7 protein-coding genes are annotated in these 10822 nt (G+C 66.4%); 3 read left to right on the top strand and 4 right to left on the bottom strand.

Features of this window, described 5'->3' with window-relative positions; all coding sequences use genetic code 11:
• Positions 1 to 638: 638 nt before the first annotated feature.
• A complete protein-coding gene (locus ACGFU6_RS33120; RefSeq protein WP_393616274.1) occupies positions 639 to 806 on the bottom strand; it encodes a hypothetical protein in 168 nt (55 codons plus the stop codon).
• A 348-nt stretch (positions 807 to 1154) separates the two neighbouring features.
• Between ACGFU6_RS33120 and ACGFU6_RS33115 the strand changes: the two genes are divergently transcribed.
• Positions 1155 to 3704 (top strand): Helicase associated domain protein, encoded by a 2550-nt coding sequence (locus tag ACGFU6_RS33115; protein WP_393616273.1) that lies wholly within the window; start codon positions 1155 to 1157, stop codon positions 3702 to 3704.
• A 641-nt stretch (positions 3705 to 4345) separates the two neighbouring features.
• On the opposite strand, the gene ACGFU6_RS33110 is transcribed toward ACGFU6_RS33115, so the two are convergent.
• Together ACGFU6_RS33110 and ACGFU6_RS33105 are read right to left on the bottom strand one after the other, a co-directional pair.
• On the bottom strand, positions 4346 to 4798 hold the full coding sequence (locus ACGFU6_RS33110; protein ID WP_393616272.1) for an RHS repeat-associated core domain-containing protein: 453 nt from the start codon (positions 4796 to 4798) through the stop codon (positions 4346 to 4348).
• A 308-nt stretch (positions 4799 to 5106) separates the two neighbouring features.
• On the bottom strand, positions 5107 to 8298 hold the full coding sequence (locus tag ACGFU6_RS33105) for an RHS repeat-associated core domain-containing protein (RefSeq protein ID WP_393616271.1): 3192 nt from the start codon (positions 8296 to 8298) through the stop codon (positions 5107 to 5109).
• A 492-nt stretch (positions 8299 to 8790) separates the two neighbouring features.
• Between ACGFU6_RS33105 and ACGFU6_RS33100 the strand changes: the two genes are divergently transcribed.
• Together ACGFU6_RS33100 and ACGFU6_RS33095 are read left to right on the top strand one after the other, a co-directional pair.
• A complete protein-coding gene (locus ACGFU6_RS33100; protein ID WP_393342262.1) occupies positions 8791 to 9105 on the top strand; it encodes a hypothetical protein in 315 nt (104 codons plus the stop codon).
• A gap of 158 nt (positions 9106 to 9263) precedes the next feature.
• The gene (locus ACGFU6_RS33095; protein ID WP_393342264.1) at positions 9264 to 9650 is read left to right on the top strand and encodes a hypothetical protein; all 387 of its coding nucleotides are present in this window, start codon (positions 9264 to 9266) and stop codon (positions 9648 to 9650) included.
• Here the strand turns inward: ACGFU6_RS33095 and ACGFU6_RS33090 are convergent.
• Complete coding sequence (locus ACGFU6_RS33090; protein ID WP_393342265.1) at positions 9608 to 10507, bottom strand: hypothetical protein; 900 nt, start codon at positions 10505 to 10507, stop codon at positions 9608 to 9610. The two genes, ACGFU6_RS33095 and ACGFU6_RS33090, sit on opposite strands and share 43 nt — an antisense overlap.
• Between the last annotated feature and the right edge of the window lie 315 nt (positions 10508 to 10822).

Raw genomic sequence — 10822 nt, 5'->3', positions numbered from 1 at the left:
CCCGCGGAGCGGGTACCACAGCGCTGCGCGCTGTGGAGTGGAGCAACCCGCTCCGCGGGTTGCTGACCACTGCGCTTCGCTTCGTGGTCTCTCAGGTTCTTCCGCTTCGCTGCAGAACCTGAGTGGTGCCGGCCGCTTCGCACCCACCACCTCCCCGCTTCGCGGGGAGGTGGTGGGTGGCCAGCTTGCTTGCGCAGCAAGCAAGCTGGTGGGTAGTCATATTGGGCAGGTCCGCTGCGCTCCCCTGTCGGGGCTTTTCGGCTTCGCCTTCAAGCCCTCGGGCCCGCTGCGCGGGCTGGCTGATTAGGGGGTTCCGCTAGCCTTCCGAACAGCTACCGGAAGGGGGTTTGTCATCTCCTGCCTGGACCGCCTCATGGTGACGCCTCAGCCTGATGAAGCTTTGGGCCGTCAGAACCGGCCAGATGAGCGCACAAGCCAACGGGAACCACAGCTTGAACCCTGCGGTCCCGTACTCGCCCTGCCACAACACTAGGGTGCACCAGGTCAGCATGAGGACAGTCACTCCGAGCTGTACCCACCGCATCGTCCGTAGGGTCTCCGCCTGGCCCTCAGGTAGCGGATATAAACGATCTGTCATGTCCAGCCGTGTACCCCGTCATGCCCGGCGGTAAGGGGGCTCAGGTGCTTCTGGTGGTCTGCTGTTTGGCACGCAGCTGGCGCCAGGTCCGGAGGAGCATGCAGGGGAAGAAGATCGTGCCGAACCCCGTCCATACCAGCGTCCAGGTGCTGGGGTGACGTTCCGTCAGGGTCATCACGAAGACGCCTAGTTCGAGGACGCTGAACACGACGAAAACCCAGCACGACAGCCTGAGTTGTCTGGCCGTCTGCTCCGCAAAGATGCGCTGTCTTGCCCATCTAATCCACATGTTGTTCTACTGCCCGCACTGCTCCTCGGCATGCAGTACCCCTAGCTGCACATCTCTTTTGGAAGTCTCTGCTTCATTTTTGATTTGAGATATACTCTGGAATCAGAGCGCGGCACCACGGCGCACTTTAAGAGCCTACAAAGATCCATCGTGCGGCCATGCCGATGCCTGAGAGGCGGAGCGCCAAGCCGACTGCGTCAGTCCAGCCGTAGTCAGGGCGGCTGATCTACGTGCAGGTTCCTCTTTCCCGGCGCTCCCATCGACCGGATGACACACAGGAGAAGGCAGACGGATATGCCGACCACCAACCGTGTTGATCAGCGCGAGGCAGCCCAGCGAGAAGCCATTGACGCGGTCCTGCGTGCCCTCGAATTGCCTGCAAGATCACTTGTGCCCGAGCGAGGGCTCCGGACACAAGTGATCATGGCGACCGGGTCAGGGAAGACCCGGGTGGCGGTCCGCAGCGCGGAGGAGCTCCACGCGGGCCGTGTGCTGGTGCTCGTGCCCTCGCTGGACCTGCTCGCCCAGACCGAGGCCGCGTGGCGTGAGGGGGGCCGCCGGGGGCCGATGCTCGGGGTGTCCTCGCTGCGGGGTGAGGAGGTGTCCTTCCCCAACACCACGGACGTGGACGAGCTGGTGGAGTGGACGCAGGGTCTGGACAAAGTGACCGTCTACGCCACGTACGCCAGCCTCGGTCTGGGCACGCTGGAGCGCGCTCACGCCGCCGGCCTTTGGGCTTGGGACCTGATCGTCGTGGACGAAGCCCACCGCGTTTCGGGCCGGATCGGGAAGCCGTGGGCGGTCATCCACGACAACCAGAAGATCCCGTCCCTGCGCCGCCTGTACATGACTGCCACGCCCCGGCTGTGGCAGCTCGGGGACGAGGACGAGGCAGGCGCACCGGGCGAGCTGGTCGCGAGCATGGACGACAACCCGGACGGGCCCTTCGGCAGCCGCTGCTTCACGCTGACGCTCTCGGATGCCATCGACCGGGGAATCTGTGCCCCGTACCAGGTCGTATGCGTCGACGTCACCGACACGGCCCTCCAGGCCGCGCAGCTCCTGGGCGCGGAGGGCCGCTCGGCAGAGGTCCGCGGGGCGCGGCTCGCCGCTCTGCAGACCGCTCTGGTGAAGGCGTCCTCGGAGGAGGGCTTCCGCCGCACGCTGGTCTTCCACCACATGGTGAAGGAGGCCGAGGCGTTCGCGGCCGCCCTCCCCGACGTCGCCGCGCAGCTGCACGCGTCCGACCCCGAGCTGTACCCGGCCACGATCTGGGCGGACTGGCTGTGCGGGGACCACAAGCCGCTCCACCGGCGCCGACTGCTGGGCGAGTTCGCCGACGGGATCGCCACGGACGGCACCGTGGTGGAGAAGTGCTTCCTGTGCTCGGTGAAGGTCCTGAGCGAGGGCGTCGACACCAAGCACTGCGACTCCGTGTACTGGGCTGACGTACGCGGCTCCATGCCGGATCTGGTCCAGGCCGTGGGGCGGGCGCTGCGAATGCAGCCGGGCGAGGGCAAGGTGGCGTCGCTCGTTGTGCCGGTGCTGCTCGGGCCCGGAGAGACGGCCGACAACATGCTCACCTCCCGGGCGTTCGGCGGACTCGCCAAGCTGTTGGAGGCGCTGCGGGCGCACGATGCGCGGATCGTGGAAACCCTCGCGGAGCAACAGGCCCCGAGCCGCTACAAGCCCGCCAGCAAGGGCGAAAGTGGGACGAACACGGGCGGGAGCGGCGAAGGCTCCGGAGGCGTCAGCGCCCCTGCCAGGGCACTGCTGAAGTTCTCCACGCCCCGCGACCCGGCCGCTCTGGCCGCGTTCATCAACCTTCGGGTCCTCCACCCCGAGCATGAGCACTGGCGGCGCGGGGTGGAGGCCGCCGTCATCTACGCCCGCGAACATGGTGACCTCCGCGTGCCGTTCACGTTTCGCGTGCCCGCCATCCGCGGCCAGGAAGCACAAGTCACCGGGTGGCCGGCCTCGCTCGCCAGGTTCCCGCTGGGGCAGTGGACCGCCGATGCCCGCCGCTTCTACGCCCGCGGGGACATGGACGAGGACCGCATCGTCCAGCTGGAGAAATTGGGCATGGTCTGGAGCCACTTCGACGTCGCCTGGGAGGAGGGCCTGTCCGCCGCGCGCGGTTGGGCCGACGAGAACGGGCACCTCCTGGCGCCGCTGGACGCTACGTTCCAGGGCGCGGCGGTGGGTATCTGGTTGAAGAACGCGCGGGCCGCTGCCCGGAAGGCGGCCGAGATCGAGCAGCGGCGTGGGGAGGGGCTGCCGGTGGAGTCATCGGCCGGGGCACTGTCGGACACACGGCGTGAGCAGTTGGAGGAGATCGACGCGTCCTGGTGCCCGTCGTGGCCGGTGACCTGGCAGCGTTCCTTCCGTCTGGTCCGGATACACCTGGACGCCGGTGAGGCACTGCCCACCGAGGCGGGCGACATCTTGCGCCAGGGCGAGGACCTCGGGCGGTGGGTGACGTCGGTGCGGCTCGGCTGGGATCAGCTGAGTGACGTGCAGCAGTGGATGTGCGAGCAGGTGCTCGGGATCGAGCCCGCGAGCGAGGAGGAGAAGCCTAAGCCGCGCCGTACGCAAGCCGATAAATGGACCACGAACCTGGCCGCAGCCCGGCAATTCTACGAGCGCGAGGGCCACCTGACGGTCCCCCGCAAGCATGTGGAGACCGTGCTCGCCGAAGGTGATAGGGAGCTCCAGTATCGGCTGGGAGCATGGGTCAACAACCAACGCTCGCGAGCCGCCGCATTGCCCCCGGAGCGGGCGGAGCAGCTCTCCAGGATCGGAATGCGGTGGAGGTAAGCGCGGCATCAGCCTCAAGCAGATGTCGATTCTGCTGTCGCGCAGGTGGACCCCGTATACGTCCGGGCGCGCGTCGGCTGGCTCTCGCAGCCGGACCGCTGCGGGGTTAGGGCTGTTGGTCGCCCAGACCGGTGTACTGGTCGACCAGCCCTACCTCGTGGCTACGGAACGCTGCCTGTTTGGCTGCCGAAAGCTCACGAACTGATGCACACGCCTGCGGGACGAGGCGTCTGCTTCCGAGGACGCGGTCCCGCCACTGAGCCCATGCTCGTCGGGCTGAGCTGCCTGGGCAGCTCAGCCACGCCGGTACGGCTGATCACTCTTGCTCCGCCCGTCAGGTAGATACAGCCTGCGGTGAATGCTTTCGCTTAACTGCTCCTACCCTTTCGATTACGCATCAGGAAGTATACAAGGATGCAGGTGCACACAATGCCCATAACGCCCCCGAATAGAGGGAATACGCGGCCGCTTCCCTCTCTGGTAAAACCAAGGATCAATCCGAATACCGACACACAACCGCATAGCGCAAGAAATGCCAAAAACCTCTTGTCAATCATGGTTTCCTCCAGTTCAGAATGCGTCGCCGGTGGCAGAGGAGCTTCTACCCCTCTGTCACCGGCGACGACAACACTTTGGTTACGTCATCCGTAGGTGATGAGTGAGGCGTTGGAGGCAGCGAGAACTCCGCCAGCGGCGCACCCTAGTGCACCGGCCGCGACCCCGCCGACAGGACTGGCTGTAGCTGCCGAGGCGTACGCTACGGCTCCAGTTTCGACTGCTGCGCCGATCCCTCCAATGCAGCCTTCGGCAAATGCCAATAGGTCGCTGCCATAATCCTTGGCGAGACCAACCGCACCATCAACGACATCGCCAAAGCCGAACAGCCCAGTGGGGTCGATGCGGTTGACGGGGTCGCCCTCGGCGTAGAGGTAGGGGTTTTGTTCCTGGCCGGAGGGGTCGGGGGTGGTGAAGCGGCCGATGTTGGGGTCGTAATAGCGGGCCGCGAAGTGGTAGAGGCCGGTGGGGTCCTGGTAGCCGCCGGCGAACCGGTAGGGCTGGGAAACGGACCGCCGGAGGATCCGACGGCCCGTCACGAAAGATCGAGGTTAGGGACTTGGCTCAGTGCTGGCGCCGCCGAAACCTGACCGCCGCGATCCCGGCACCGACAGCAAGGAGGACGGGAAGGGGCGTTACCCACGCGCGGACTACGGTGGCTCCGGTCAGCGTCATGATCACACCCCCGAGCACATAAATTGCCAGGAAGGCAAAAATCAGATTGGCCACCGGGTGGCCCCTAGTCCGGTCTTCGAAGCGTTCCAGTCTCCCCACAGCGTTTCTCCTGTCTGCAGCGGTCGGTCTGCTCAGTAACCGAGCTTGTTGATCATGAGGGCATCTCGATGGTTCAGGAGAGCCAGGTTTCGACACCTTGGCTTGTCAGTTCGCCAGCGGCGAAGCACCCTGCGGTGGAGAGGAACCCTGATTCCGGTCCCGTCGCCGCTTCGCAAATGCCGCCGACTACGACACCTGCGGTCAGGCTCGCCGAGCCTCGGGCCGCCCCCAGGACATCCCCAGAGACGAGATCGCTACCGACGTCGTAAAGGGACTTCGCGTCGCCCAGCGCCCCGATCGCCCCGTCCAGATCGGACAGCGAAAACAACCCAGTGGGGTCGATGCGGTTGACGGGGTCGCCCTCGGCGTAGAGGTAGGGGTTTTGTTCCTGGCCGGAGGGGTCGGGGGTGGTGAAGCGGCCGATGTTGGGGTCGTAGTAGCGGGCCGCGAAGTGGTAGAGGCCGGTGGGGTCCTGGTAGCCGCCGGCGAACCGGTAGGACTGGGGCACCGTTTCGCTGGTGGTGCTACGAGGGACGCCGCGGGGGCTGTAGCCGTAGCTGTTGACCTTCGTGCCGTTCTCGTCGGCCATGGCGACCACGCTGCCGAGTGCGTCGGTCAGGTAGTAGTAGTTCTTCCCCCCACGAGTCATGGAGTTCAGCGTGCCCCCGGGCTCCCGGTTGAATCCTGTGTCGACTCCGGCGGTCGAAGTACCGGCCAGGCCGATGGGGCCGTTGTGGAAGAACGTGTCACCGAGCTTGATCCGCTCGGACTGGTCCGTCGACCCGTACTGCCCCGCGTACGTCTTGCCGGCGACGGTGACCGAGGTCAGCTGGGAGTAGTCCGACCACGTCTCCCCCGTTCTGGTGCCTTCGGGGGTGGAGGCGCCGGCGGTCTCGTTGCCGATCTTGTCGTAGGACCAGTTCGTCGCCGAGCCGTTCTTCGAGGTGGTCTGCTGGGCGTCGTTGACGGTGTAGGTGGTGCCGCCGGGGCAGCCGGGGGCGACGTCCTGGGAGGTCAGGTTGCCGGCGAGGTCGTAGCAGTACTGCCACGAACTGCGCAGCGTGGTGCCCTTTTCTTCCTTGGCGTAGGAGAAGCGGCCGGCGCTGTCGTAGGTGTAGGAGGTCTTGTAGCCGGAGACCGTATCCGTGCTGGTGCGGATCTTGCCGCCGTCCTTGGTCCCGTTGAGGTAGGAGTAGGCGAGGTCGACCAGGGTGCCCTTGGGTGAGGTGGCCTTGATCTTCTCCGGGCGGCCTGACTTGTCCGGGCTGACCGTCTGGACGGTGTTCCCGGGGTAGGTGGTTGTCGTGCGGACGTTGTTGTTGTTGTACTCGTACGTGGTGATCTTGTTCGTGGGGTCTTTGAGGGACTTGAGTTTGTTCACCTCGTTCCAGGTGTAGTCCGTCAGCCCGGCGGGGTCCTGGTAGGTGTCGACGTTCCCGGCCGGGGTGTAGGTGAGGACGGTCTGTGAACCGTCCTGCAGGGTGCGGACCGTTTCCCGGGAGAGCGGGTCGAAGTCGTAACTGATGACGCCGGTGCCGTCGGAGCGCTGCTTGAGGTTGCCGTCGCCGTCGTAGGAGTAGCTGACGGCCGCGTAGTTGGAGCTGTCGACCTTGGTGACGCGGTCACGGTTGTCGTAGGTGTAGATGACCGTGACACCGCGGGCATCCTTCACCGTTGCGGTGCGGCCGAGCGCGTCGTAGGTGTAGGTCGTGGTGCCCAGTGGGGCCGGGGCCTTGACCGTCTTCAGGTTGCCCTGGGCGTCGTAGGTGAAGGAGGTGGACACCGACTTCGCCGAGGTCATCTTCGTGGTGGCCTTGCACCGCTGGCCCTGGAAGCCCTGGCAGGTGGGGGTGGCGGGGTTGTAGTCGAAGGACTGGTTGCCGCCGCCCGTGCCCGAGACCGCGACCGACTTCGTGTTGCCCGCCGTGTCGTACGTGTAGGTGCTCTTCTCGTTGTCCGCCGTCGTCATCGAACCGGGCAGATCAGCACCGGCGATCGTCTGGTAGCCGGTCGCGGTGGAGGTGGCCCCGGTCGGGAGCTTGGCCGAGGTGGGGTTGTTACGGCTGTCCCACCCGTACGCGGTGACGTTCGCACCGGTGCCGCCGACACCCATGGCGTCGGAGGCGGTGTCGACGTTGCGGTTCGCGTCGAACGTCTTGGTCCGGTTGTGGGTCAGGGCGTCCGTGACGTCGGAGACCTGGCCGTCACCGTCGTGCTTGTACGTCGTGGCGTGCTGCTCCGGGTCGGTGACCTTCGTCGTGCCGGCATCGGACGGCGAGGACGCCGAGTAGGTGTAGGTCCAGGTCGGGCCGGTGTGACCGGAGCCGTTGAGGGCGGTGGCGCGGAGCATGGAGGTGACGCGGTTCTGGTCGTCGTAGGTGAAGACCGTGACCCGCCCCTCCGGGGTCGTGATCTTCGTCAGACGCCGGGAGGAGTCATAGCCGAACTGGGTGGCCTTGCCCTCGGTGTCCGTCGTCTTGGCCACGTCGCCGGCCGGGTTGAGGTCGTAGACGGCGGTGCGGCCGGTGTGGTCTTTGGCCTGCCACTGCGACGCGTCCGTCTTCAGCAGATCGACCCACCGGCCCGACCGGGTCTCGGTGACCTTGAAGCCTTTCTGCTCGCCGCCCTCGTCGTGCTGGGTGATCGTGATGGCGCCGTTGTTCTTGTCGGTGACCTTCGTCAGCGTGCCATTGGCGTCGTAGGTGTCCTTCGACCCGGACTTGCGGTCGGTCAGCGTGTACGTGCCGTCCGCGTTCTTCTTCAGGTCCTTCGAGTAGCCCTTGGGCGTGGTGAAGGTGCCGTCGGTCTCCTTGGTGAAACGGACCGCCGCACCGCTCGCGTCATAGACCACGACCTCGGAGGCAAAGACCTGCGCGTAGCGCTCGTACTCCTGCCACCACCGCTGCGACACCTTGCCCCACGGCGCGTCCAGCGAGTTGTACGTCCGCGCCAGGCGGAGCTTCTGGCCCACGCCGGCGACATCGAAGTCGGTGGCGGCGAGCATCAGGTTGCCGTTGGAGTAGTTGACCCGGGCCACCAGCGAGTCGGTGATCCGGAAGTCGGAGATCTGATGCCACGGCACCGCCCCCTGTCCCTCGGGCACATACGTCCGCACCGCAACCGACGAGCGGGCCGCGGCACCCGCGCCGGTACCGGCCTCGGTCCGTTCCTTCTGGGCGGCCCGCCAGGCCGCGACCTCCGCGGACACCGGCGCCTCGGCCTCCGCCGCTACCGGGGTGTTGGAGCCGACCTTCACCTCAGGCATCTGCGCCTTCGGCGCACCCGGCCCCCACGCCGAGACAGGTGCCGGGGCATCGGCCGCCGGACTGGCAAGAGCAGGCAGAGCGGAAGCACCGAGAGCAGCCACCACCAACGCGGCGGTGAAGGTACTTCTGCGGTTTATACGGGCACGCCGAAACGGCGTGCCGGAAGCACGCGAAACCATGCAATCCCCCCACGGGACACCTAGACACGGTGACCGCAGAGGCGGCCACCGGAAACCACACGCTGCCACGACTCCTTCACGCGACGCGAACAAGTTCACGACCAGAAGCACACAAACGAGCAAGAACAAGCCGATTTTCGCAAACGAATCTTTCCGAATTGACCTTCAAGAGGCCCTTCTCTTTCCTGGTGGCAACTGTTTCGACATCAACAGATCGGGGCTTGAAACCATCCCTGCGAGACGCCGGTCCTCGCACTCGAACGCATGAACACCCAAGGTTGGGCAAAGAAGCGCACGATGTAACGGGGGATCATGGAACAGGACAAGCTGCGGGCGAAACCCAGCTTCCGCAGGATCAACCGCGCCACCCGCTTGACCGGCACCCTGCTCTGCTGGACACACGCGACCGCCATGGCCCTCACAGGCGCCGAGATCCTGCTTCAGCCATCGCCCAGCCGGTGGACGGCCGCCTGGATCGGCTCGTGGGCATTGACCGGCGCTCTACTCATCGTCTGGGCCCTCCTGCGCACCGCACAGAAACAACGCCTGCACCAGATCACCCAGCCCGAAGACGACGATCCCGGCACAGCCGTGTCCGACACCACCACATACGGCCAAGCAGCCTGAGCCTGTTCCTCCGCCATGGCGCCAGCCCGCTGCGCTGACCGGCCCCGCAGGCCCACGTCCCGCAGCACCCGGTCCGCCCCCGACCCCCGACCCGGGCCGCGCCGGGGACACGCCACTGGCCGGACGGGACGGACTTCCTGGACGTCGCGCTGAGCGCGGTGGGCAACGAGGAACGCACTGGGTACATCGAGCACCTGGAGTCGTTCGTGGAGGAGCACCGCGACCGCCTGGAGGAAATGCTGCGCACGCACGGACCGGGCAGCAGGCCCGCCTCGCACGGCCGGTACGCGCTGATCGGACAGCCCGAGACCTTGATCATCGTGGACCGGATGGAGAGCAACCCGTTCAGTCTGCGCGGCCAGTGGGAGAAGAAGCTGGAGACCGTGTTCCTGGACGACCTCGAGTCCCGTGGGGCCGCGCACCCGACTCAGCCGGTGAGCAGACGGGAACGAGCAGTGGGGCCGGGACAGAGTGATCTTGTCCGGCCCCACCTGTTGTCGGGTCAGCCGAAGCCGAGCGGCTTCTGGGAGTCCCTGTCGAGCTGAGCGATCATCTCGTGGAGGCTCGGGTGATCGGACAGGTCCAGATGCCGGGGCTCGGCAGCGTGGCGCAGAAGTCCAAGCATGCGGTGGAGGATGTCGGCCTCCTGCTGTTGAAGCTGCCACGTCTCGTCGCCCAGGTCCTGCCGTTCCAGGCTGAGGTGGGCCCCGGGTGCGGCCCGGAAGCGGTGGTAATCGGCGAGGCACTGCTTCAGGGCACCGGGCCAGGTCATCTCGACGTGCTCCGGGGCCGTGCCGTCTCGATTGACTGGGGCGGCCATGAGTGCGGCTTCCTGGGATCGGTTCGCTCGTTGCTGGATATCCGGGATGGCGGTCAGCTCCTGGGCCATGTTGTGGATGATCTTGGCGTGGCGCAGGGCCCAGTTGCGCTCGGCTCGTCGGCTACGGCGTTCGCGGGCGTATTCGACCCGCTCGTTCTGTGTACGGGGCTGGCTGCCGTCGGAGCGGGTCGACTGGCTGAGCTGGAGGTGCCGGCGTTCGGCTGACTGTCGGCTCTTCAACTCCAGGGCGTCGGCGATGCGGGCCCAGGTGATGCCCCGCGAGCGGGCCAGCGTGATGAGCATCAGCTCGTCGGTGTTCATCTTGTCCCGCAGCGCCCGGGTCACCAAGAGCGCGGCGAGGATGTCTGTTTCGGACGCGTCCGGTAGCCGCAGCCCTTGGGCGCGTTGGCAGGTCAGGTCGTAGCGGCGGGCGATCTCCGCTAATCGCTTCTCGTCGTAGGAGTCGAAGGAGGCCGTGCGTCGGATGCCTCCCGGGTTTTCCAGCATGTGGGACCAGGCCCGCTCGCGGTCTGCCTCCGCTTCCGGACGGTGGGCGCTGCGGGACGTCTTCGTCGTCCTCACGACGACTCCTTTCGTCGTCCGTGCGACGACAACATGATTCGACGGCGCCGTCTGGCCTCTCGGCCGGGGTCCGGAGAGCCTTGCCCGGACGAGCGGGAAGGCGGTTCGTTTCCAGGCCTGGGCGGTGTGAGGAAGCTGCCCTTGCGGGCAAGCCGTGAACGCACGCCCGCCACTGCGGCCAGCGTGACCGCGAACAGGACCGCAGCTATGTACTGCGTGGTGACGTTCTCGATGACAGAACTCAGCATGGTGTTGTCAGCGCACGCTGGAAGCGAGCGCGGGCTCCTTACTCGGTTCGACGGTTCGAGGAGCGCC

This window comes from Streptomyces sp. NPDC048462 (genome assembly GCF_043200175.1).
In the GTDB taxonomy this organism is placed as follows: Bacteria; Actinomycetota; Actinomycetes; order Streptomycetales; family Streptomycetaceae; genus Streptomyces.
This window is presented reverse-complemented; position numbering and strand designations above follow the sequence as displayed.